The sequence below is a fragment of the Rhizobium sp. P2_G9 genome (assembly GCF_056403475.1).
In genome coordinates, this window is the sequence record NZ_JBFUFK010000019.1 from 14,943 (window position 1) to 36,490 (window position 21,548).

At 60.5% G+C, this 21,548-nt stretch carries 21 protein-coding genes; 11 read left to right on the forward strand and 10 right to left on the reverse strand.

Going from position 1 to position 21,548, the window contains the following annotated elements:
- Positions 1-63: 63 nt before the first annotated feature.
- Entirely contained in the window at positions 64-960 is an 897-nt protein-coding gene (locus AC1DYF_RS17230; RefSeq protein WP_477877970.1) for a DMT family transporter, read from the forward strand.
- A gap of 97 nt (positions 961-1,057) precedes the next feature.
- Here AC1DYF_RS17230 and AC1DYF_RS17235 read toward each other — a convergent pair whose 3' ends face one another.
- The gene (locus AC1DYF_RS17235; protein WP_477878062.1) at positions 1,058-2,359 is read right to left on the reverse strand and encodes an MFS transporter; all 1,302 of its coding nucleotides are present in this window, start codon (positions 2,357-2,359) and stop codon (positions 1,058-1,060) included.
- Between the two features lie 189 nt (positions 2,360-2,548).
- Here AC1DYF_RS17235 and AC1DYF_RS17240 point away from each other — a divergent pair, with 189 nt between their 5' ends.
- Complete coding sequence (locus AC1DYF_RS17240; RefSeq protein WP_477877971.1) at positions 2,549-3,448, forward strand: LysR family transcriptional regulator; 900 nt, start codon at positions 2,549-2,551, stop codon at positions 3,446-3,448.
- A 59-nt stretch (positions 3,449-3,507) separates the two neighbouring features.
- On the opposite strand, the gene AC1DYF_RS17245 is transcribed toward AC1DYF_RS17240, so the two are convergent.
- The 5 genes from AC1DYF_RS17245 to AC1DYF_RS17265 all read right to left on the reverse strand — a co-directional run bounded on the left by AC1DYF_RS17245 (position 3,508) and on the right by AC1DYF_RS17265 (position 8,237).
- Entirely contained in the window at positions 3,508-3,711 is a 204-nt protein-coding gene (locus AC1DYF_RS17245) for a hypothetical protein (RefSeq protein ID WP_477877972.1), read from the reverse strand.
- A gap of 163 nt (positions 3,712-3,874) precedes the next feature.
- The gene (locus AC1DYF_RS17250) at positions 3,875-4,894 is read right to left on the reverse strand and encodes a LacI family DNA-binding transcriptional regulator (protein ID WP_477878063.1); all 1,020 of its coding nucleotides are present in this window, start codon (positions 4,892-4,894) and stop codon (positions 3,875-3,877) included.
- A 100-nt stretch (positions 4,895-4,994) separates the two neighbouring features.
- Positions 4,995-5,999, reverse strand: a complete 1,005-nt coding sequence (locus AC1DYF_RS17255) for an alcohol dehydrogenase catalytic domain-containing protein (protein WP_477877973.1) — start codon at positions 5,997-5,999, stop codon at positions 4,995-4,997.
- 13 nt (positions 6,000-6,012) lie between these two features.
- Positions 6,013-6,786, reverse strand: coding sequence for an L-iditol 2-dehydrogenase (locus AC1DYF_RS17260; protein WP_477878064.1), 774 nt, complete (start codon positions 6,784-6,786; stop codon positions 6,013-6,015).
- Between the two features lie 137 nt (positions 6,787-6,923).
- Positions 6,924-8,237 carry an ABC transporter substrate-binding protein gene (locus AC1DYF_RS17265; RefSeq protein ID WP_477877974.1) on the reverse strand — a complete coding sequence of 438 codons (1,314 nt, stop codon included), beginning with the start codon at positions 8,235-8,237 and terminating at the stop codon, positions 6,924-6,926.
- 312 nt (positions 8,238-8,549) lie between these two features.
- Here AC1DYF_RS17265 and AC1DYF_RS17270 point away from each other — a divergent pair, with 312 nt between their 5' ends.
- From AC1DYF_RS17270 to AC1DYF_RS17290, 5 genes are all read left to right on the forward strand, one after another.
- Positions 8,550-9,536, forward strand: coding sequence for a tagatose kinase (locus AC1DYF_RS17270; RefSeq protein WP_477877975.1), 987 nt, complete (start codon positions 8,550-8,552; stop codon positions 9,534-9,536).
- 2 nt (positions 9,537-9,538) lie between these two features.
- Complete coding sequence (locus AC1DYF_RS17275; RefSeq protein WP_477877976.1) at positions 9,539-10,813, forward strand: D-tagatose-bisphosphate aldolase, class II, non-catalytic subunit; 1,275 nt, start codon at positions 9,539-9,541, stop codon at positions 10,811-10,813.
- A 93-nt stretch (positions 10,814-10,906) separates the two neighbouring features.
- On the forward strand, positions 10,907-11,779 hold the full coding sequence (locus AC1DYF_RS17280; RefSeq protein WP_477877977.1) for a carbohydrate ABC transporter permease: 873 nt from the start codon (positions 10,907-10,909) through the stop codon (positions 11,777-11,779).
- Positions 11,780-11,790: 11 nt separating this feature from the next.
- Positions 11,791-12,615, forward strand: a complete 825-nt coding sequence (locus tag AC1DYF_RS17285; RefSeq protein WP_477877978.1) for a carbohydrate ABC transporter permease — start codon at positions 11,791-11,793, stop codon at positions 12,613-12,615.
- Between the two features lie 21 nt (positions 12,616-12,636).
- Positions 12,637-13,644, forward strand: a complete 1,008-nt coding sequence (locus AC1DYF_RS17290) for an ABC transporter ATP-binding protein (RefSeq protein WP_477877979.1) — start codon at positions 12,637-12,639, stop codon at positions 13,642-13,644.
- Between the two features lie 124 nt (positions 13,645-13,768).
- Here the strand turns inward: AC1DYF_RS17290 and AC1DYF_RS17295 are convergent, their stop codons facing one another.
- Both AC1DYF_RS17295 and AC1DYF_RS17300 read right to left on the reverse strand, forming a co-directional pair.
- Positions 13,769-14,407: a septation protein IspZ gene (locus AC1DYF_RS17295; protein ID WP_477877980.1), complete on the reverse strand. Its 639-nt coding sequence runs from the start codon at positions 14,405-14,407 to the stop codon at positions 13,769-13,771.
- Positions 14,408-14,532: 125 nt separating this feature from the next.
- Positions 14,533-15,708: a nickel/cobalt efflux transporter gene (locus tag AC1DYF_RS17300; protein ID WP_477877981.1), complete on the reverse strand. Its 1,176-nt coding sequence runs from the start codon at positions 15,706-15,708 to the stop codon at positions 14,533-14,535.
- A gap of 153 nt (positions 15,709-15,861) precedes the next feature.
- Between AC1DYF_RS17300 and AC1DYF_RS17305 the strand changes: the two genes are divergently transcribed.
- The gene (locus AC1DYF_RS17305; protein WP_477877982.1) at positions 15,862-16,137 is read left to right on the forward strand and encodes a metal/formaldehyde-sensitive transcriptional repressor; all 276 of its coding nucleotides are present in this window, start codon (positions 15,862-15,864) and stop codon (positions 16,135-16,137) included.
- Here the strand turns inward: AC1DYF_RS17305 and AC1DYF_RS17310 are convergent.
- On the reverse strand, positions 16,130-16,525 hold the full coding sequence (locus tag AC1DYF_RS17310) for a YkvA family protein (RefSeq protein WP_477877983.1): 396 nt from the start codon (positions 16,523-16,525) through the stop codon (positions 16,130-16,132). The two genes, AC1DYF_RS17305 and AC1DYF_RS17310, sit on opposite strands and share 8 nt — an antisense overlap.
- A gap of 126 nt (positions 16,526-16,651) precedes the next feature.
- Here AC1DYF_RS17310 and AC1DYF_RS17315 point away from each other — a divergent pair, with 126 nt between their 5' ends.
- The 3 genes from AC1DYF_RS17315 (at position 16,652) to AC1DYF_RS17325 (ending at position 19,121) form a co-directional block, all read left to right on the forward strand.
- Positions 16,652-17,014 (forward strand): hypothetical protein, encoded by a 363-nt coding sequence (locus tag AC1DYF_RS17315; protein WP_477877984.1) that lies wholly within the window; start codon positions 16,652-16,654, stop codon positions 17,012-17,014.
- 398 nt (positions 17,015-17,412) lie between these two features.
- A complete protein-coding gene (locus AC1DYF_RS17320) occupies positions 17,413-17,730 on the forward strand; it encodes a hypothetical protein (protein WP_477877985.1) in 318 nt (105 codons plus the stop codon).
- Between the two features lie 323 nt (positions 17,731-18,053).
- On the forward strand, positions 18,054-19,121 hold the full coding sequence (locus AC1DYF_RS17325) for a hypothetical protein (RefSeq protein ID WP_477877986.1): 1,068 nt from the start codon (positions 18,054-18,056) through the stop codon (positions 19,119-19,121).
- 99 nt (positions 19,122-19,220) lie between these two features.
- On the opposite strand, the gene AC1DYF_RS17330 is transcribed toward AC1DYF_RS17325, so the two are convergent.
- Complete coding sequence (locus tag AC1DYF_RS17330; protein WP_477877987.1) at positions 19,221-21,239, reverse strand: beta strand repeat-containing protein; 2,019 nt, start codon at positions 21,237-21,239, stop codon at positions 19,221-19,223.
- Positions 21,240-21,548: the final 309 nt, after the last annotated feature.

Consider the following 21,548-nt stretch of genomic DNA (forward strand, 5'->3'; position numbering starts at 1 on the left):
CATGTGCAATCGAAGACGCCGCAGCCTATTGCCTGGCTGGTAAACATATCCTCCGAGAGCACCATGACCGACCAGCCTCTATCCCAGCCCATGCCCAATCGGCGCCGTTTTCTGTGGCCGATCATGGCGACACTGCTGGTGATTGGCTGGAGTTCCGGTTTCGTCGGCATACGCTATGCGAGCGAGGAAGCAAGCGTGCCGCTACTCCTGTTCTGGCGAACGCTTTTGTCGGGGGTGATCCTGTTGCCCTTTGCTCTCACCGTAGGTCCGCGCATGCGCCTGCGAAGCGTGCTGGAGCAGATGGTGTTCGGCGTCATGTCGGTGTTTCTCTATCTGGGTGGCTTTGCCCTGGCGATCGAACAGCGCGTGCCGACCGGATTGGTGGCGCTGATTTCCGACCTGCTGCCGCTGGCGATCGCATGCCTGTCGCAACCCGTGCTGGGCGAAAAGCTGAGCCGGCGGCAATGGTTGGGAACGGTGATTGCAGTGGCTGGCGTGCTACTCGTGTCGTTCGATAGCCTGAGCTTCGGCAAGGCGCCGGCATGGGCCTATGGCGTTACGGTGGCGTCGATGCTGGTTTTTGCGCTGGCCTCGGTTCTGCATAAGCGGCGGCCGACGCTACACATGCCGGTGCATCAGAGCCTCTGCATTCATACGCTGACCGGCTCGGTCCTATTCGGTGCATGCGCGATGGCACAAGGCAATCTGGCGCCGCCGATGACGATCAACTTCGCCATCGGCATGGCGTGGCTGGTGCTGTTTGCAACATTCGCCGCCTATTCGATCTATTACACCAGCTTGCGCCTGTTTCCCGTCGCACAAGTCAGTGCCGCGATCTATCTCAGTCCCCCAGTCACCATGCTTTGGGCCTGGGCCTTGTTTTCCGAGCCGCTGACGCCGGCCATGTTCATCGGACTCGCGGTCACACTCGTCGGGGTCTGGCTGACGTCGCGCGGCTGAGGGCGAGGGGGCTCTTGAGGACAAACAGAGACGCTCGCCCTTCTGGGAAACGCCTCTGTTCCGATACCATGAGGTCCGCTTCTTCGGGCGTCGTAACCTATCCGACCACTTCGTAGCGGGCACGGCTCATGCTGACCAGGCTCGCCGCTGCCGCGCAGCCGGCCGATATGACGATGGCGAATTCGAGCGCTATCGACAATGGCAGCGCTGCGAAGATGATCGACATGGAGATGCCGCCGAGGGTCTGGCCGAGGAGCCGTGCTGTGCCTTGCATGGCACCGGCCGCGCCGCTTCTGGCTTTCGGCGCCGAGAGAAGCAGGATGCGGTTGTTCGGCGTCTGGAACAGTCCGAAACCGAGGCCGGCGATCACCGTGCCGATGAGAAACGCAATGCCGTGCGGGTCGCTCGGACCGAAGCCGGCCACCACCAGGCCGAGGGCCAGCAGCGCCCCGCCGATGGCGCAGAGCCATGCCGTCTTGACACGGTTCGCCAGACGTCCCGAAATCGGTGCGATGACCGCAGTCGCGGCAGGCCAGGGCATCATGTAGAGACCGGCCAGAACCGGCGTCATGTGCATTGTGTGCTGCAGGTAGAAGGGCAGCGCAATATAGCTCAGCATCTGGCCGCAGAAGCAGGAGATCGAGGCGATGACCGCCACGCGGAAGGCTGGCGTCGCCAGGAGGTCCGTCGGAATGAGCGGAGTGACGCTCTGCCGCTCGAGGCGTAGCAGCACAACGAGGCAGAGGAGTGCGGCGGCGATGAGCACGGCCCCGCTCACCGGTGCAGTCGCAATCCGGTCGGCGCCGCAGAAGAACAGGATGAACATCAGCGTGTTGGCAAGCAGCGCCCTGGCGTTCAGCCTGCGCCTGACGCCGTCGACTTGACCCAAGAGACCGCCGCCGAGAAGAACGACGATGCCGAGCGGTATATTGACCGCAAACAGCCAGGGCCACGTGGTGACGGACAGGATGGCGCCGGCAATGCCGGGACCGGCGGCGGAAGAGATCGCGATGACCATGGCATTGACGCCGATGATCGGACCCAGCATGTGCTGCGGCAGAGCCGAGCGCAGGTTCATCATCGCCAGAGCCATGATCGCGCCGGCGCCAAGGCCTTGTGCAAAGCGGGCCAGGATCAGCAGCGGAAGATTGGGTGCGAAGGCACAAGCCGCCGAGGCTGCAGTGAACAATGCAACCCCGATCAGGAAGATTCTGCGCGCGCCAAAGATTTCGCCCAGCGCGCCGCAGGGGAGGATGGCGACGAGCACCGCCAGTTGATAGGCCGAGACGACCCAGACGGTACTATGCGCTTCGGAATGCAGCGACAGCGAGATCGAGGGCAGGGCGACATTGGCTATGGCGCCGTCCAGGACGACGAGGACGACTGCCAGCAGCAACATGGCAACGGCCAGGTACCGCCGAGGCAAGGCCAGGCCGTCCTGAGACATTGGTTCAGTGTATGTGAGAGACATGGGAACTCCCGGGGTTTGTTGGATGCCGACAAATTAGGTCTCGCCAACTCCTTGCGCCAGACGCAACGCAGTCAATTGACTGTTGCGTATAGCGCCATGCATGACTAGAATTGCGCCATGTCTGATCTGGATCTCAATCTCCTGGTGGCACTGGATGCGCTGCTGCGCGAGCAGAGCGTATCGGCCGCTGCGCGCCGGCTGGGACTGAGCACATCCGCCATGAGCCGGACGCTGTCACGCTTGAGGACGGCTTTAGGCGATCCGATCCTCGTGCAGGCCGGGCGCGGCATGGTCGCGACGCCGCACGCTTTGGCAATTGCGGCAGAGGTGCATGCATTGAAGGAGGCCGTCGAGACGGTGCTCAGTCCGCCATCGACCGTGGAGATCCGCAATGTACGGCGCCAGTTCACCATCCGCGCCAACGAAGCCTTCGTGCTGATCTTTGCTGCAGGCCTGAGCGCCGCCGTGGCAAATACGGCGCCAGGGGTAAGGCTTCGCTTTGCGCCGCGATCTGACAAGGATGTCCAGGCCTTGCGCGATGCGGTCATCGATCTGGATATCGGCGTGCTGCCGGCCGATAGCGGGGAGTTGCGTTGCCAAGCGCTATTCCAGGACCGGTATGTCGGCCTCGCGAGGGCAGGGCACCCGATCTTCGAAGCCGATCCGATCACGGCCGAGCGCTATTGCGCCTGGGGCCATGTGCTGTTTTCGCCGCATGCGGACTTCACCAGCCAGATCGACATGGCGCTCGCCGAACTGGATCTTGTTCGCGATGTCCGTTTGATCGTGCCAAGTTTTCCGGCGGTGATCGCCGTCGCGTCGGCATCCGACCTGATCGGTTCGGTGCCGAAATCCTATTGCAAGTCCGCCGCGACAGCCGAGATCAGAACTTTCGACCTTCCGGTCTCCGTGCCGGGCTTCAACATCGTCCAGGCGTGGCATCCCCGCATGGACGCAGATCCCGTTCATCGCTGGCTGAGGGCACTGATTTTCGAGACGTTCAAGTCGATGAACTGAAGGCGTGGGCGAGAGACAGAAGGTTCCCTGACATCTCGCCTCCGAGGAAATTGCGGCAATCAAACAGTCGCGATCTCTTTCAGTGCCGATACAAGAACTGCTTGCAGCGATTGCGGATTTCTGCCGGCAAGGCGTTTGACGTCTCCCGTGACGATGTCGAAGCTGCCATTGGCGAATTGTCTTTCGATATCGACAACGGACTCGACATATTCAGGGGGAATCCCGGCCTGCGAATAGACTGTTCGGAGCGAATCTTCATCCATCACCTCGAACCACCGAAAGTGGAGTACGAACTGACCGAGGTCGGGCGCTCACTGATAGGGCCGCTCAAGGCTTTGGCGGACTCGGCGCTTGATAAGCGCGGACACATCGAAGCCTCCCGAACACGGCTCGACGAGGCTCTTTGATCACCATTCCCGATAGACGTCAGGCAGACTTCCGCAACATCAGTTCCGCCTTGAGAAGTATCCGCTCCTGGCTGAGCCTGATATCGTCGATCATCACATCCTCGCCAAGCTTCTTCAGCAGCAGGCCGATGGCGAGGCGGCCGATCTCGTTGTAATTCTGGGCGACGGTGGTGATGGGCGGGCATGTATAGCGCGACAGCGGATGGTCGTCATGTCCGGCGACGCGGATATCGAAGCCCGAGCCATGGCCGATCTTCAAACCTTTTTCCCAGGCGGCGGCAATGACGCCGAAGGCCAAACGGTCGTTCGCGCAGACAATGGTGCGGCTTGGAAAGCCGGACTTCGATTCAAGGATACGGTTCGTTTCCTGAAACGCGAACTCTTCAAAGTCCCATGTCGCGACCTCCGGGGTCTCGACGATCTGCGCATCGAGGCGCAGTCGGTCCATCGCCTCGACATAGGCATTCTTTCTCTCGGTCGCGTTGATATTGACCTTCGGCATGCCAAAGAAGCAGGGCGGCTCGCCGGACCTGCAGAGATAGTCAACGATCAAGCCAAAGCTTTGGCGATTGTCCGTGCCGACGAAAGCCGCTTCGTCATCAAACGGGGTATCGACATAAACCAGGGGAATGTCGCGCCCGAGCTGTTCAAGGGCGGAGTTTCCCGCCTGCTTGCCGATGGGTGCGACGATCGCGCCCGCGACATTCATCGATCGAAAGGTCTTGATCGCTTCCGCCTCGATATCGGGCCGGCCATCGGAGGACAGGACGAAGGCAAGGAAACCCGCCTCGCTGGCGATGGCCTCGATGCGCCGCGTCAGCGCCATGAAGAATGGATCCAGCGAATTCGGAATGACGATGCCGATAATGTTGCTGCGGCGGCGATTGAGGTTGACGGCGAACATGTTGGGACGGAAGCCTGACTTCTTCAGCGCCTCCTCGATCGTATCGCGGGTCTTCTTGCGGACGGACGAAGGGTCGTTGAAGTATTTTGAGACTGTCGGCCGAGACAATCCGACGAACTCGGAAAAATCCTCCATTGTCTTGATCGCCTTGGCCAATCGTCCTGCTCCATCGAGATTCAACACTGATGTCATAAACGCTTGGGCTTCCGGGGAAAAGCGAGAACTCGCGCCGTCCTCAGCCTGCCACGTATTGCACCTTCATCGTGGCTGGATCGCTCGGCTTCTTCAGGAAAAACGGCACCATTTCCTCGAGCGGCAATCGATGGGTGACAAGCCTCAATAGGCGATCCCGGTCGGCGGAAAGGATCGCGAGCGCATCGGGAATGTTGCGATTGAGCGAATGTGAGCCGACGAGCTTGATCTGCCTTCGGAAAATCTGAAATGGCGAAATCGACACGCGTGCGTCGGGCGCGCAGACTCCGAAGACCAGGGCGGTGCCGCCGTCGGCGACGAGGTCGATCATGCCTTCGACCACTTTGGCAATTCCGGTCGCGTCCGCCACCAGATCGAACTCGCGCTTGCGGCCATCGAGATCGGCCGACCCCGAGATGGCCGTGTCGAACCCGAGCCCGGCCGAGAATTCCAGGCGCTGTTCGTTGACGTCGGCGAATGTCACTCTTTCCGTTCCCGCCGCCTGCAGCGCGAGGCCGAGCAACAGGCCAATCGGTCCTGCCCCGTAGACGAGAGCGTTGCGAGGCTGTCTCGCGCCGACGCCTGCGGCTTCAAGGCCGTTCAACACGCATGCCAATGGCTCGGCGAGGGCGGCGAGGTCATACGGCATGTCGCCAATGTCGTGCAGGTGATCGGCGCGGACGGTGCTGAATTCCGAAAAACCGCCATTCTGCGTGACACCATAGGCTTTCAACTCGGTGCAGAGGTTCGTGAGCCCCTTGTTGCAAGCCGAGCAATGGCCGCAGGGAAGGTTCGGGTCCACGGCGATCCTGCTCCCGGGGCGGACGCTGGTCACATCCTCGGCGACAGCGATCACCTCGCCGGAGAATTCGTGTCCCGGCACCAGCGGGAACGCGCCGGTACCGTAGCGGGCATGGAGAACGTCGATATCCGTATGGCAGAGCCCGGCGGCCTTGACACGGACAAGGGCGTGGCCGGGCGGCAGGTCGCCGATGGCGATATCAGCCAATGCCGCCTTGCCCTTTTCGAGAAACTGGATTGCTTTCATCGCAGCCCCCGCCTCAGCTCATCCAATTGCCGCCATCGACATTGTATGTCTGGGCAAGGATATAGTCGCTGTCGGGAGATGCGAGAAACATCGCCAGCCCCTTGATGTCGTCCGGCGTCGCGAAGCGGCCGATCGGCACCGTCTTGGCGACTTGCGCCTTCTTCTCACCTGGCTTGAGGCCTTCATATTCCGCAAACTTGGCGTCGACGACATCCCAATGCTCGCCATCGACAACCCCGGGTGCGATCGCATTGACCTTGATGCCATATTTGACAAGGGCGAGGGCGGCAGACTGCGTTGCCGAGATGATCGCCGCCTTCGAGGCGCAATAGAGGGTGACGAGCGCTTCACCGCGGCGGCCGGCCTGGCTCGCCATATTGATGATCTTACCGCCGCGACCGCGGGAAATCATGACGTTGGATACGGCCTTCATCATGAACAACGGGCCTTTGAGATTGACATCGAAGACCTTGTCGTAGCTGGCCTCGGTGATCTCGTTGATCGGGGCCATGTCGAAGATCGCGGCATTGTTGACCAGAATGTCGATGCCGCCGAAGTCTGCGTCTATTTGCGCGACGATCTCATCGATGCTTGCGAGATTGGTGACGTCGAGCTTGACCGCGGTTGCGGCAGCTCCGATCCCCTTGGCCGCCTCGGTGGCGCGCTCGATATTGATATCCGCGATGATGACTTTCGCCCCTTCGGCGACGAAGGCCTCGGCGAAACCGAGGCCGATCCCACGCGCGCCTCCGGTGATGAGTGCGACCTTGTCTTTCAACTTCATGATGGTTCTCCTGTGCGCCGACGAATTCGGCCGCGCATGCGGCCGTCGGAACTGTTTGGACTGCGAGGAGTCCGACGGCCAGCCGTCAGACTCCCCCCGGGAGGACCCGCGCGGCATGAACCGACCACGCGGGCTAAGGCTCACTTGATGTAGCCGGCGCGAGTCATGTCCTCTTCGATCTGGGTCTGCGAGGTCTTGAGTGCGGCGTCTACAGACTGCTGTCCTGCCAGGGCGGCGCTGATCTGCTGACCGACGAAGGTGCCGATGCCCTGGAATTCCGGGATCGCGACGAACTGGACGCCCGTATACGGGACCGGGTCCTTTGTCGGCTTCGAAGGGTCGGCCGACATGATCGCCTGGAGGACCGTCGCGGCGAACGGAGCAGCCTTCTGGTATTCAGGCAGCGCATAGGTGGACTTGCGGGTGCCGGGCGGGACGGCAACCCAACCCTCGGACTCGCCAACCATCTTCACATAGGCCTTGGACGTTGCCCATTTGAGGAAAGACTTGGCCACTGCGACCTTCTGCGATGTTGCGGGAATGGCGAGATCCCAGGACCAGGACCAGCTGGCTCCGCTCGGAGTCACCGCGACGGGAGCACGGGTGAAGGCGATCTTGTCGGCGACCTGGCTCTGCTTGGGATCGTAAACACGGCCCGCCGCCGAGGTGGCGTCGATCCACATCGCACAATGGCCTGTCGCAAACAGGGTCTGGTTTTCATTGAAACCATTGGCCGTCGCGCCGGGAGGACCGTATTTGGTCATCAGGTCGACATAGTCGGTGATCGCTTTCTTCCAGGCTTCGCTGTTGAGCTGCGGCTTCCAGTCCATGTCGAACCAACGACCGCCATAGGTATTCACCATGGTGCCGAGGAAAGCCATGTTCTCGCCCCAGCCCGGCTTGCCGCGCAGGCAGATGCCATATTGCTGCTTGGACTGGTCCGTCAGCTTTGCCGCAAAGCCCTTGATCTGGTCGTAGGTCGGCTGCTCCGGCATCTTCAGGCCCGCCGCTTCGAAAAGGTCCTTGCGATAAAGCGTGAAGGAGCTTTCGGTATAGAATGGCACCGCGAAGAGCTTTCCGTCGACAGTCAGACCCTTCTTGATCGGATCGAGCAGGTCGGAATAGTCGTAGTCGTCGCCGAGGTCGTCAACGGGCGTGAGCCAACCCTGCTTGCCCCAGATCGGCGCTTCGTAGCCGCCGATGGTCATGATGTCGAACTGGCCGCTCTTGGTGGCGATATCGGTCGTGACGCGCTCGCGAAGCACGTTTTCTTCGAGAACGACCCAGTTGACCTTGTTGCCGGTTTCCTTCTCCCAGGCACTCGACAGCTTCTGCATGATGATCATGTCACCGTTGTTCACGGTGGCGATGTTGATTTCCTCGGCCTGAGCCATTCCCGCCAGCAGGCCTGCCCCGAGGACGGACGCAGACAGCACGCTAAATAATTTACCCATGGCACTCTCCTCCTTAACGAGCGTTTACGCATTTTGATACATGCGTAAACTTTATATCCGAGATATTTTAACGCACGTCAAGTGGTGAGGGCGCCTTCAGGTCTATTGGATCAGCTAAGATGCTCAAAAGCTGTACATAAAAATTGCTTTTGGCCCGCGCTTTTCGGTATTTCTGTCAAGATCAGGCGTTTTTCCGATCTCGTAAAAAAATTTACGCATGTAAAATTTATAATTGACATGAGCGGAAGGTCGAAATATGACGACGCCATCAACCGCAGAAAAGCCGCGGCTCATCGCTCCGTGAGGCAAGGAATGAACGCAGTATCGAAATTGGCGCCAGAGGCCTTGGGTCCCACGATCACCATCGGCGAGATACTTGTGGAGATCATGGGCGTGACCACGGGCGTGGGTTTCCGTGAAGCGCAGCCGTTGGTGGGGCCGTTTCCGAGCGGAGCACCCGCCATCTTCATCGATCAGGTCGCGAAACTGGGTGGCGCCTGCGGGATCGTGTCAGCGGTCGGCGACGACGACTTCGGCTGGCTGAATATCGAGCGCTTGAAGACGGACGGGGTCGACGTCTCGGCGATCGACGTGCTTGCCGACATGCCGACAGGGAGCGCTTTCGTCCGCTATCGACCCGATGGCGCGCGGGATTTCGTCTTCAACATCGCCAGGTCGGCTTCAGCCGGCACCCGGATGACCGCCGCCGCGAAGGCTCTGATCAGTCGTGCCGGCCATGTCCACGTCATGGGCTCGGCCTTCGCCATCCCCGGCATTGCCCCGATCATTCTCGATGCGGTGTCGGTCGTGAAGGCGAGGGGTGGCTCAGTTTCCTTCGATCCCAATGTCCGCAAAGAGCTGATGTCGGAGGGCGGCGAGGCGGCCGCGCAACTGCATGACATCCTGGCCGTCACCGACCTTCTGCTTCCCTCGGGGAACGAGCTCTTCATCGCGGCCGGTATCGAGGGGCAAGATGCTGCAGTCGAGGCGCTTCTGTCTCGCGGCATATCGGAGATCGTACTGAAGCGGGGCGGGGACGGCTCCACGCATCTGAGCCGTGGCCACGGAAAGGTCGACTGCCCCGCATTCGTCGTCGATGAACTCGATCCCACCGGTGCGGGGGACTGTTTCGGCGCGACCTACCTGACCTGCCGCCGCAAAGGCCATTTCCCCGCCGACGCGCTTCGATACGCCAACGCTGCGGGAGCCCGCACGGTGACGCGGCAGGGTCCGATGGAGGGCACCTCCACCTTCGCCGAACTCGACGACTTCATTTCAGCCAGCCAAACGAGGATTTGAACGTGAGCAGACACCTTCTGGCATTCGCGCAATCAAGGCGTGATGGACACCCGACAGGCATCACGTCGGTCTGCTCGGCCCATCCGACGATTCTGCGTGCGGCGATCCGGCGGGCCAGTGAAACCGGGCATCACGTCCTCATCGAGGCGACCTGCAACCAGGTCAATCACCTCGGAGGCTATACCGGGATGACGCCGGAAGATTTCGTGACGCTGGTGGACAGGATCGCCGACGAGGAAGGGCTGGACCGGAGGCTGCTGATTTTCGGTGGTGACCATCTCGGGCCGAACCCTTGGCGCAGAGAGCCTCCCGAGGCCGCCCTGGCCAAGGCCAAGGACATGGTCGCGGCCTATGTCGCGGCCGGATTCAGCAAAATCCATCTCGACGCCTCGATGGCATGTGCCGGAGACCCCACGCCACTGAACGACAGGACGATCGCGGAGAGGGCTGCTTCGCTTTGCGCCATCGCCGAAGCCGCCGCGCGCGACCGCGGCCTGGAGCCGCCCGTCTACATTCTCGGCACCGAAGTCCCGGTTCCCGGCGGTGCCGACCACGTTCTGGACGTGGTGGAACCAACATCGCCTGATGCGGCGGTGTCCACGATCGCAATCCATCGCGAGGTTTTCGAAAAAGCTGGTCTTGCGGATGCGTTCACCCGGACCATTGCCTTCGTCGTCCAGCCCGGCGTCGAGTTCGGCAGCGACAATGTCGTCGAATACGATCCGCCGAAAGCTGTGCGGCTGACCCACGTCTTGGATGGGTTCGAAAATCTGGTCTTCGAAGCACATTCGACCGATTATCAGTCGGAAGCATCGTTGTCGGCGCTGGYCCGAGACGGCTTTCCGATCCTGAAGGTCGGCCCAGGCCTGACCTTTGCCTATCGAGAGGCGCTTTATGCACTCGACATGATCGCCACAGAGCTTGTCCCCGGTTACGGCGCCCGCCCGCTCGCTCGGACGATGGAGGAGCTGATGCTCGCATATCCGGACGACTGGCGCGGCCATTATCACGGCGACGATGTCTCGCTGCGCCTGCAGCGGCACTACAGCTACAGCGACCGCATTCGCTATTATTGGAACAGGCCGGAGGCCGTCGCCGCCGTTGAAAAGCTGCTCGCGGTGCTCGGCGGCCGAAAAATTCCAGAGACGCTTCTTCATCAACACCTGCCCCGACTGACTGGGAAAGGCGTCGACAGCGCCGCTGAGGACATTCTGATCGCCTCTGTCGATGAGGTCTTGGGAAGCTACGACCGCGCGGTTCATCAGCTCAGCGCCTGAGGCCTTGGCCGCTACCGAAACCTGCACGGCAGCATGCGTATCCCGGCGCGCCGGAAGGGCGGGCGATAACCGCCGGGCCGAGAGGAGATGCAGATGGCTACTCAACAAACACGGGCTTTGGCCCGGCTCATGATGGCTCCGTCCGTCGGATTGCTTCTGATCTGGATGATCGTGCCGCTGGCGATGACCCTGTGGTTTTCGTTTGAGAATTACAATCTCTTGAATTCAGCGAAGGTGCATTTCGCCGGGCTCATGAACTACAAGTACTTCTACGGCGATCCGGCTTTCTTTCAGTCGATTTGGAACACGCTTGTCATCGTCGCCGGCGTTCTGGCGATCACTGTCGTCGGCGGCACCGCCATTGCACTCCTGCTTGATCAAGAGATGTGGGGACAGGGCATTATCCGCATCCTGGTGATCTCACCCTTCTTCGTCATGCCGCCCGTGGCGGCACTGGTGTGGAAGAACATGATCATGCATCCGGGCTATGGTGTGCTCGCCGACCTCAATCGCTTTCTGGGGCTGCGGCCCGTCGACTGGTTCGCGCAATATCCGCTGCTTTCGATCATCGTCATTGTCGCCTGGCAATGGCTGCCATTCGCCACGCTCATCCTCCTGACCGCCCTGCAGAGCCTTGACGGGGAGCAGAAGGAGGCCGCGGAGATGGATGGCGCAGGCTTCGCGAGCCGTTTCATCTATCTGACCGTCCCGCATCTGGCCAGGTCCATCACCGTGGTGATCCTGATCCAGACAATCTTCCTGCTCGGGGTCTACGCGGAAATCCTGGTCACCACCAACGGCGGCCCCGGCTACGCTTCCACCAACCTGCCTTTCCTCAWCTATCGCACGGCACTTCTCGGCTACGACGTCGGCGGCGCGTCGGCGGGCGGGGTCATCGCAGTCATCCTCGCCAACATCGTCGCGTTCTTCCTGATGCGCGCCGTCGGCAAGAACCTCGACAAGTAAGGAGGAATGAAATGGCTCGTGCAATTTCAGCCCGCAAGAAGGCGGTCGTGACCATCGCCGCCTCGATCGTGGCCCTGATCATCTTCTTCCCGATCCTCTATACGATCCTCACCTCGTTCAAGCCGGAGATCGAGGCCATCCAGGGATTCAACCTGTGGCCATCCTGGACGTTGGAGAACTACATCGAGGTCGAGACGCAACGTGATTACGTCAAGCCGTTCACGAATTCGGTACTCCTCTCCGTGGGATCGACGATCATCGCAGTTCTGATCGCTGTTCCCGCCGCCTGGTCCATGGCATTCTCACCCACCGCACGCACCAAGGACATCCTGATGTGGATGCTCTCGACCAAGATGATGCCAGCTGTCGCGGTGCTGGTGCCGATCTATCTGTTGTTCCGGGATTTCGGCCTGTTGGACAGCCGGATCGGCCTCACCGTCATGCTTATGCTGATCAACCTGCCGATCGTCGTCTGGATGCTCTACACCTATTTCCGCGRAATCCCGGGTGAAATCCTGGAAGCCGCGCGCATGGATGGCGCATCGCTCTGGGGCGAAATCTGGCACGTGCTGACGCCGATGGCCGTTCCAGGGATCGCTTCCACCATGCTTCTCAACGTCATCCTCGCCTGGAATGAATCCTTCTGGACGATTCGCCTGACAACCACGAACGCCGCGCCGCTCACCGCCTTTATCGCCTCTTTCTCGAGTCCCCAGGGCCTGTTCTGGGCGAAGCTCTCGGCCGCCTCGACATTGGCGATCGCACCGATCCTGATCATGGGCTGGTTCTCCCAGAAGCAGCTTGTCCGCGGCCTCACCTTCGGTGCGGTCAAGTAAGCAACGTCCAGGGAGGACATCATGGGCAATATCCAACTGAAGCAGGTCAACAAGTCCTTCGGCGCCACCCAGGTCATTCCGGGTATCGATCTCACCATCGACGATGGCGAGTTCGTGGTGTTCGTCGGCCCATCAGGCTGTGGCAAATCGACCCTTCTGCGTCTGATCGCTGGCCTCGAAGACACGAGCTCGGGTGCGATCGAGATCGATGGCCGCGACGTGACGCATGAGGCTCCGGCGAAGCGCAGGCTCGCCATGGTGTTTCAATCCTACGCTCTTTATCCGCATATGAGCGTGCGCAGGAACATCGCCTTTCCGCTCAAAATGGCGAAGCTGCCACAGGATCAGATCGACAGGAAGGTGAACGCGGCGGCGCGCACGCTCAACCTCACCAACTACCTCGATCGCCGGCCAGGACAGTTGAGCGGAGGGCAGCGTCAGCGCGTCGCTATCGGGCGGGCGATCGTCCGCGAACCTTCTGCTTTTTTGTTCGACGAGCCGCTCTCCAATCTCGATGCGGCGCTGCGCGGCACGATGCGGCTTGAGATCAGCGAACTGCACCATCAGCTCAAGACCACGATGATCTATGTGACCCACGACCAGGTCGAAGCCATGACCATGGCCGACAAGATCGTCGTGCTCAATGCTGGGCGCATCGAGCAGGTCGGCTCGCCGATGGAACTCTATCACAGGCCAAACAACCTCTTCGTCGCAGGCTTCGTCGGCTCGCCGAAGATGAATCTGATCGGCGGAGCCACGGCGCAGGAACATGCCGCAATCACCATCGGCGTGCGGCCGGAACACCTGTCGATTTCGAAATCCAACGGACGTTGGAAAGGCAGGGTTGGCGTTGCGGAGCATCTCGGGGCGGACACCTTCGTGCATATCCATACGGATATCGCTGACACCATAACCGTGCGCGCAGCCGGCGATACGAACATCGTGCACGGAGATGAGGTCTATCTGACTCCCGATCCGTCCAGGATTCATCGGTTCGACGAGCAGGGCAAGGCTATACGCGATCATTAGAAGCCAGAGGCAGAGGCTGCGGCAGGTGCATGGGCGACTGCCAGCGGAGTCGAGGCCGCTGTCAGGAAAATGTCCTGAGATCAACAGCTTTGAGCGCGTGTTTGAATCAGTAGTGGAGGCGAACCTATGCAGGCGATTTTTGGATCGGCTGCAAGGTCAAGTTGGTCCGCCGGCCGGTCGAGGCCAATAGGGCATCGCGCGCATCGGCCGGCATGGCGGCTATCCGGCGTCGCGCCGTCCGGCGTATCGCGGCAAATCCGGCGATGAACAGGACCGCTTTGCTGGCGATGGCGAAGATCGTCATGATCAGCGCCCATCTGACCAGGTCTTCTTCCAGTGCAAGATAGGCATTCAGTGCCGCCGAAACGAACATCAGGCCGGCCCAGGCAAAGCCCACATAATTGGCGACGTCGGAGGCCGCTGCCCTGGCAATCGGCGGCAGATAGCGGTTCATCCAGCCCGGCTTCAGCATCACCATGCCCACGATCGCATAGATCGCGCTCGGCTTGAACAGCACGAAGCGCGGATCGTCCGTCAACATGGTGGCCGTGCCCGAGGCGATGACCAGGAAAAGGCTCAGCCACTCCATGGCGTCGATCGGCTTTCGCCGGGCAAATTGCACCGCGATCTGGATGACGCCGAGTGCGATGCCGAAGCAGGCCGAAAGCACGGGATTGTGGGTGAGGGAGAAAAGGATGAGAAACAGGAGGCTCGAGGCCAGATCGCTCAGCAGCACTTTGGCGGTGTCAAAGAAAGCTTTCATCCAGCTCGGGCCTTTGCTGCGAATGTTCGCAGCAGATAGGGACAAAAGCCCGCTTCATCAAGAGGTTCATGGCAATTGCGGGACCACCGGATGTTTGGCCAGAATCGGATGCCGTTGCGCAAGACTCAGGGGATGACGGGAGCCGTGACTGCCGCCGTTTCTGCGTGACCGTTCTGCAGGCCGACCAGGCCGGAATATCCCATATAGAGAGCAATCAGCAGCATCAGCACGCCGGATGCATAGGGAAGCCGCCGCGCCAAAGCGCTGAAGCCGGACCAGCGCTTTTGCACATGGCGCACGCTGAGCGACGCGATCACGCCGGCCGACACCATCGTCACGGCAAGCCCGATGCTGAAGCAGAGGACCAGTGCCGCGCCCAACGACAATTGCTTAAGCTGCAGGCAGAGCAGCAGCACCGTGATCGCCGCCGGGCAAGGGATAAGCCCGCCCGTCAGGCCGAACATGATGATTTGCCCTGTCGTGACATTGCGGTTGGTGAACCGCCGCGCAATGTCATTGGCATGGGCGCGCTGGTGGGCGTCCATATAGTCGTCCGCTCCGACATCAAGGCCCCCATGGCTGTGGCCGTCCTCGCGGAACGCCACGTCATAGTCGTGGGTGTGGTTGCCATGGCCAAGGCTGATGCGGGCGGTGAAATCATGCGGCTCGGGGATTTCGTTCAGGCTTTCGAGGTACCCGCCTTTGTCGGCAAAGGTGAAGGCCTGTCGGGCGCCATCAGGCCGTTCCGTCGCCAAGGTAACGTCTTTTGCGGCCCAGCCATGGCCGCTTTCAAAGCGGATGCGGAAGCGCGGGGGCACGCCCACCTCGAACACTTCCAGCGCCATGACGCCGTGCCCGGTGTCGATCTTGCGGATGTCCTCGCCATGATGATGGTGGTGATGATGGTCATGCCCGTGGTCATGGTTATGCGCGTGATCGTGCGCCCCTTCGAGCTTTTGCTCCTGCCAAGTGCGCCAGAGCATCCAGAGCGCAATGCCGGTAACGATTGCCGCCGAGGCGATCTGAAAATACGGCTCCGTGGCTTCCGCATTCATGCCCCGGCCGAGATATAGCCCGCCGAGGGCGACAACCCACACGACCAGCGTATGAGAGAACGCTGCCGCGATGCCCAGCATGATCGCCTGCGAGACGGTGCCTCGCACGGCGACGATGAACGCCGCCATCATGGTTTTGGAATGGCCGGGCTCCAGCCCGTGAAGCGCACCGAGCAGGATGGCCGTGGGGATGAACAGCCACGCATGCGCGGTGCCTTGCTGGAGAAGGTCGGTCAACGAGGACATGGAATGGCTTTCTGGACGCTATCTCGGAATGTCATATAGAGTAGGGGGGTATAGTATGAATTGTCAACTGGCGCAAAATATGATTTGTTTTGGCAGGTTGTTGTGATTGATGCTGTCGGGCTGTGGCCCACATCCCGGCACAAGGAATACCTGATGACCCATACCGTCCGCGAGAAACAGAAGCTGATCAACCGTGTGCGCCGCATCCGCGGGCAGATGGACGCGCTGGAGCGGATGCTGGAAGAGGAAAAGGGCCATACCGAAGTCATGCAGCTGATTGCCGGGATACGCGGCGCGATGAACGGCTTCATGAATGAGGTTCTTGAGGATCATATCCGCATGCATCTGGCGGCCGACGGGCTGACCCAGCCCGAGCGCGATGAGGGCGCTGCCGAACTCATCGACGTCATTCGCGCCTATCTCAAATAGGCGATAGCTTGAACAGCCGCATGCCCCACCAGAGCGACGCCGTTGCGGCAATGATCCAGATCAACAGGATCGCAGCCAGGCCCGCCCGGCTGACCGGGCGGCTCTTCTGCTCCGACGCCCTTGTCCGCAATTCGGCCAGGACATCGGGAGGGATGAGCCGTACTGCTGCCATGATGCCGAGGGGCACGATGATCAGGTCATCGAGATAGCCAAGGACGGGAATGAAGTCTGGAATGAGGTCGATCGGCGACAGGGCATAGGCCGCGACAGCGCCGGCCAAGGCCTTTGCATACCAGGGAACACGGCTATCCCGTGCCGCCAGCCACAGGGCGACGACATCGCGCTTGATTGTTTTCGCCCAGCGTTTCGCCGTTTCGATCCATGTCATGACGGCTCTTAGCATATCAGGCATGGAGGGCCACCGCTGCCAATGTTGCGTGGTCCCACAATAATTTGCCCTTGCCGGGGCTGGAAAAAGTCAACTATCAAAGCATGAATAACTGGAGGGCCTGGAATGAAGCGGCTGACCATCGGCGCTGTGCTGTCGTTTGCCATTCTATCCCTGGCGTCTGCTGCAGAGCGCGAGCATATCGTCCTTTCCGTTTCCTCGGTTTCGGTGAAACCGGGCTACTCGAACGAATCCGTATTGTATATCGAACTCGATCCGGCAAGCGCGAAAGTCTTGGCGGAATTCAGCGCGCGTCACGTTGGCGATCAGGTGTCGATCCTGGTGGCAGGTCACGAGGTTAGCCGCCCGTTCCTTCGTGAACCGCTGAAAAACGGGCAAATGAATCTCACGTGCGACCAAGGTGCCTGTAGCGCCGTCGCAAAGCAGATTGATGATGCCAAGATCATAGCGATCAATTCCGGGCTTTGATCGCCAACTGGACCGGGCTATCCCCATTCCGTAAGAAATCCAGGGTGACCGTTCCTATTGGCTGTTGTCGGGCCTGTTTTTCAACGAAGCGCCGAAAGGGACCGCCTCCCTGAAGACGGCATTGGCTGATTCCGGCCTCTGCCCACGGCGTGGGCCGGAAGCGGTCCCCCCTGCAAGCCGTGGACCCGAAGGTGGCCCGCCCTACGGCTTGCGCCGCCCAAACAGCCAAGGCGACGGTTTGTTCCAGGCTTTTGATTTTCGGTACAGGTCAAAGATCGAAGCCGCACCAAGGAAATCGGATATTAATGCGTTGACCGCCAAGCGCGCAGATGGCCGGTCCAACCGCGCCTCGTCATGGACCATGGCGATTTGCCCGCGGTTCTGCCTATATTCTGTCCATGGCTGAAAAACTCTTCCCCACGCGCAGCAAAACACTCCGGACCGTCAAGGAGGCCGGTTGGCGGCTGCATGCTTTCTGCCTCAATCCGGGCTGCGGCTGGCACGCCGATCTCGATATCGACGCGTTGATCGCCAAGCTTGGCGAATCTCACAGCTCACAGCAGCCGGCATTGGTCCCGTTGCTGGTGTGCAGTCAATGCGGCGGCAAGGACATCGCCGTGGAACCGTCTCTGGCAAGGGATATTCCTGAAGCGCACGCAGAGCGAATCCGCGCGCAGCGGCGTAAGCCTGCCGGCGAGGATTCCACCAGATCATAGGCGGCGCCGGTCGGGACGTTCTCGGAGGCTACAGGTGCCACGATATTCTCATCTCAGACAGCAGGTCCAGCGGGCAGGGACTATCTCCACGACTTCAAGGTCAGGCGCGACAAGATCGAGGTGGATCGCAGCTATTTCAAAGAGGCGATCTTCGTCCGATCGGCGAAGCCGAACACAAACAGGTTCGTGACCTGTTATCTCTCGCACAATCATCGACAGTTCAACGGTTGACCTCGACTTGTGCCATACGCGGCTTGCGTGTTTGGGCTCTAGACGCTACGCATCGCAAAAAGACCCCGGCAATTGCGGAGGATGCGGCAAACTTGAACGTTGTGATTGCGCTTCTCGGCTTTGTGGCCGCGCTGATCGTGGGCTTCTTGCTGCGTGAATTCGGGCGAGCAATCGTCGCGTCGGCGCTCGGCTACAAAATCGTCCCGCTCTCCATCGAAGACGGGGCATCTGCGCTGGGTAGCGTTATTGGACCGGCCTGGTTGGTGATCGGGCGCGGTGTTATTGGAGGCGCGGTGACCGCCATTCCGCCTGTTCCCAATCGCGCTGTCGCTTCCATGATGTTCATTGCCGCAGGCCCATTGGTCGACATTGCCTGGCTCTTTGCCGTCATCGACATTGCCCGTACCTTCGGTCAGACTGGGCATGTCGACGCGGCCATGCTCGGCGCCATCTCCTCTCAACTTTTTCTCACATTCTTCAATCTGGTCCCGAAAACAGGCAGTGCGGGCGGGAGGCGCTGGCCGAACGATGGTCTTCTCCTTTGGAATATCCTGAGTGGCAAGGAGGCGCGAAACGACAAGGCTGCTTATGCCGCAATGCAGGCAGCCTATCCAGTCCAGGGGATACGTGAGGGGGCGATGCTGGGCGTGAGCCAGAACGTTCTCTATCTTCTCGCTAAGCTTGCAATCGCTGGCAATACGGAGCGTGCCGACATATTCGATGCGCTGGCGCATGAGGTCGATCATCTGCCGCCAGGCCCTGCTAAGCTGGTTTTGTTGGATCGACTGGTCACGTATTACCTGGCTCATGATACGCTCGCTCATCTCCAACAGCTGGACCTCTGGTCGCTTGCAGCCTTGGAGCTTAGTCCGGAGCGCGCCACGTTGCGGGGATCGCGCGGCGCTGTCCTGGTCGAACTCGGTCGTTATGATGAGGCATTGGAGAYGCTTGCCAATGCAGACGAAAGCGATGCCTTTAACCGATCCATCAATGCGGCCTTCCGCGCACTCGCCCTTTTCCGCAAGGGCGATTTATCGGTGGCGAAAGCGACCTTCGTAACCGCGCAGGACATAGGCAAGACTATCGACCTTCCAATGGAGATGGTCAGCGAGATCCTCGATCGGATCGGCCGAGAGATTCTGAACGACGGCATGCCGTAAGCAACAGTACAGAGTGAGCCATAGACTATGACGACGCTACAAATGTCTTCTTGCTAGTTAGAATTGGAGCCTGCCAAGGCGCTTCCATCGAACGCCACCTCAAAATATGAAATCGTCCTCACTCAGCCAGCCGAGCCGCATGTGAAGTAGCGTCAGCGTGTCGCCATGGTCGCCCTCGATGACGACGGCCTTGCCGGATTTGTGCATGGCGCTCAGCAGGTCTTCATAGTCGGTGATCGACTTGTAATGCGAAAGATCGATCACGTCGTGATCGTCGCCGGTCACGGTGAAATCCCGAATCGTATCCTGGCCGTAGCCGGTGGAGAAGACGAACGTATCCTGGCCGCCATTGCCGATCAGCGTGTCCTTGCCCTTGCCGCCGTCCAGCACATTGTCACCCGACGCCAGGGTGCCGCTGTCGGGGTCGCCGCCGATCAGCACGTCGTGGTGCTTGCTGCCGATGAGATTCTGGATATCGCTCAGAATGTCGCCGGACGCATCGCCTTTGCCCTGCTGGGCGGTGGTGAGGCGAAGGTCGACTCTGACGCCTTGCGCCGAATTGGCGTAGCTGACGGTGTTCATCTCGCTGACGAGAGAGCCGCCGACCAGATCGTCGGCGCCGGCGCCGCCGACAAGCACATCATTGCCCTCGCCACCGTCGAGATAGGCTCCTTGCGCACCGGCCGCCAACCTGTCATTGCCGCCATTTCCATAGAGCTTGTTGACGGAATTGCCGCCTTCGTCGTTGGAGGCCGTCAGCTTGTCGTTTCCGGCGCCGGCGAAAAATGTCACGGCCTCGACATTCGTCACCACCGTGCCGTCAGACAGCGTCGCGGTCGATGCGCTGAGATTCCCCTTGAACACCATGCTCAGGTTCGAAAAATCCAGCGTCAGCGTATCATGGTCGGCGCCGCCATCGATGATCGCCCGCCCGGTACCATTGTTGGCGTTGACCGACGACAGCGACAGCGCGTCGTTGCCGGCTCCGCCGTAGAGGTGACTGCGCCCGTTGCCGGCGGTCAGACTGTCGTCGCCATCGTCGCCATAGATCGAATCCTGGCCGCTGCCGCCGCTCAGCGTATCGTTGCCGTCATTGCCATGCACGGTCGAAGAATTGACATCGGCGCTTGAGATCACCACGAGGTCGTCGCCGCCTCCGGCCGTGATCGTGGCTGCGCCGGCCATGATGGTGATTTGGTCGGCCTGGTCGAATGTCGTGACATTGATCGACGCGCCGCGCAGCAGCAATGTGTTGGTGCCGTGGGCGCCGGTAATGTCGACCTCGTTCATCGTGTAGCCAGTGGCATTGATGACGAGGTTCTCTATCCCGGCAAGCGTCGCGAAGGTCGCGCCGTCCTTGTTCATCGCCGGATCGAGCGCCATGTTCAGCGCCAACGATACGCCGCTCCAATCGCTGTTGGCGGGGGTCCAGATGAAGGTGTCGCTACCTTCGCCGCCGTCGATTGCCTCGGTGCCGACAGGATCGCCGTTGAAGGAAATCGTATCGTCACCGCCCATACCGTTCAGGGTGCCGGCGTCGAAGATCGTTGCGTCGCCGTGATTGGCTTCGAAACTGTCGTTGCCGTCGCCGCCGATAATGTTGAGCATGCCGGAACCGCCGTGGAAGACCAGCGTCTCGAAATTTGCGAAAATGGAGCCTTTGTTGCCGCCGATGGTCGGCTGGAAAGTCGCCCCCATGACGATCGTCACCGTCGCGCCGCTTCCTTCCAGCGCATCGAGTTCCAATGTGTCATTGCCGTCGCCGCCATCGACGAACTGGCTGGATTGGTCGCTGGATGTCAATGCCGTGGCATAGATGACGACTGTGTCGTTGTCCGCTCCGGCGTCGATCTCGTCCTTGGCGGAATAGGAATAGATGGTGTCGTCGCCACCATTTCCCTTCATGACATTGTGATTGGTCAGATTGGCCGTGTCGTCGCCATAGAGCGTATCGCTGCCCTCGGCGCCATTGAGCGTGTCATCGCCATCGTTGCCGCTGAGCGTATTGCCGCCCGCCGCCGCCGTAATCGTATCATTGCCGTTGCCGCCGGAGACGGAATCGCCTGCCGTGGTGGCCGTGTAAACCTGGTCGCCATCGCCAAGTGTAACCGTCGTCAATTGTCCGCTCCGTCAGGTCGTTGGGCCAACTTCCTGCAAACCGATAATTTGGCAATCGTCCACCATCCCCCTGATCAGGGGGCAGGCGGAGAAGACTAGTGATAATTTGATTAAGAATTCGTGGTGCGCCGTAGTGAGATTTATCAGTCTCCAGGCGCCGCCTCGCTGCATCTTTCCGGAGGTAGGAAGGGGCCAGGCCGCAAGGGCGCCATTGTCGAGGGCAGCCTTCACGGGTTTTTATCTTCCAGCCACTCGTGCGAAGGTCCGAGGAGCTCTACACGACTCACTGAACGACACCGCCTCAAAACA

Excerpts from the sequence above, each read along its gene's own strand:
- AC1DYF_RS17250 (WP_477878063.1), bottom strand. The coding sequence starts at position 4,894 with ATGGAGGATTTTTCCGAGTTCGTCGGATTGTCTCGGCCGACAGTCTCA.
- AC1DYF_RS17315 (WP_477877984.1), top strand. The coding sequence starts at position 16,652 with ATGAAGCGGCTGACCATCGGCGCTGTGCTGTCGTTTGCCATTCTATCC.
- AC1DYF_RS17305 (WP_477877982.1), top strand. The coding sequence starts at position 15,862 with ATGACCCATACCGTCCGCGAGAAACAGAAGCTGATCAACCGTGTGCGC.
- AC1DYF_RS17265 (WP_477877974.1), bottom strand. The coding sequence starts at position 8,237 with ATGGGTAAATTATTTAGCGTGCTGTCTGCGTCCGTCCTCGGGGCAGGC.
- AC1DYF_RS17230 (WP_477877970.1), top strand. The coding sequence starts at position 64 with ATGACCGACCAGCCTCTATCCCAGCCCATGCCCAATCGGCGCCGTTTT.
- AC1DYF_RS17310 (WP_477877983.1), bottom strand. The coding sequence starts at position 16,525 with ATGACATGGATCGAAACGGCGAAACGCTGGGCGAAAACAATCAAGCGC.
- AC1DYF_RS17300 (WP_477877981.1), bottom strand. The coding sequence starts at position 15,708 with ATGTCCTCGTTGACCGACCTTCTCCAGCAAGGCACCGCGCATGCGTGG.
- AC1DYF_RS17245 (WP_477877972.1), bottom strand. The coding sequence starts at position 3,711 with ATGGATGAAGATTCGCTCCGAACAGTCTATTCGCAGGCCGGGATTCCC.
- AC1DYF_RS17295 (WP_477877980.1), bottom strand. The coding sequence starts at position 14,407 with ATGAAAGCTTTCTTTGACACCGCCAAAGTGCTGCTGAGCGATCTGGCC.
- AC1DYF_RS17290 (WP_477877979.1), top strand. The coding sequence starts at position 12,637 with ATGGGCAATATCCAACTGAAGCAGGTCAACAAGTCCTTCGGCGCCACC.
- AC1DYF_RS17255 (WP_477877973.1), bottom strand. The coding sequence starts at position 5,999 with ATGAAAGCAATCCAGTTTCTCGAAAAGGGCAAGGCGGCATTGGCTGAT.
- AC1DYF_RS17240 (WP_477877971.1), top strand. The coding sequence starts at position 2,549 with ATGTCTGATCTGGATCTCAATCTCCTGGTGGCACTGGATGCGCTGCTG.
- AC1DYF_RS17320 (WP_477877985.1), top strand. The coding sequence starts at position 17,413 with ATGGCTGAAAAACTCTTCCCCACGCGCAGCAAAACACTCCGGACCGTC.
- AC1DYF_RS17270 (WP_477877975.1), top strand. The coding sequence starts at position 8,550 with ATGAACGCAGTATCGAAATTGGCGCCAGAGGCCTTGGGTCCCACGATC.
- AC1DYF_RS17235 (WP_477878062.1), bottom strand. The coding sequence starts at position 2,359 with ATGTTGCTGCTGGCAGTCGTCCTCGTCGTCCTGGACGGCGCCATAGCC.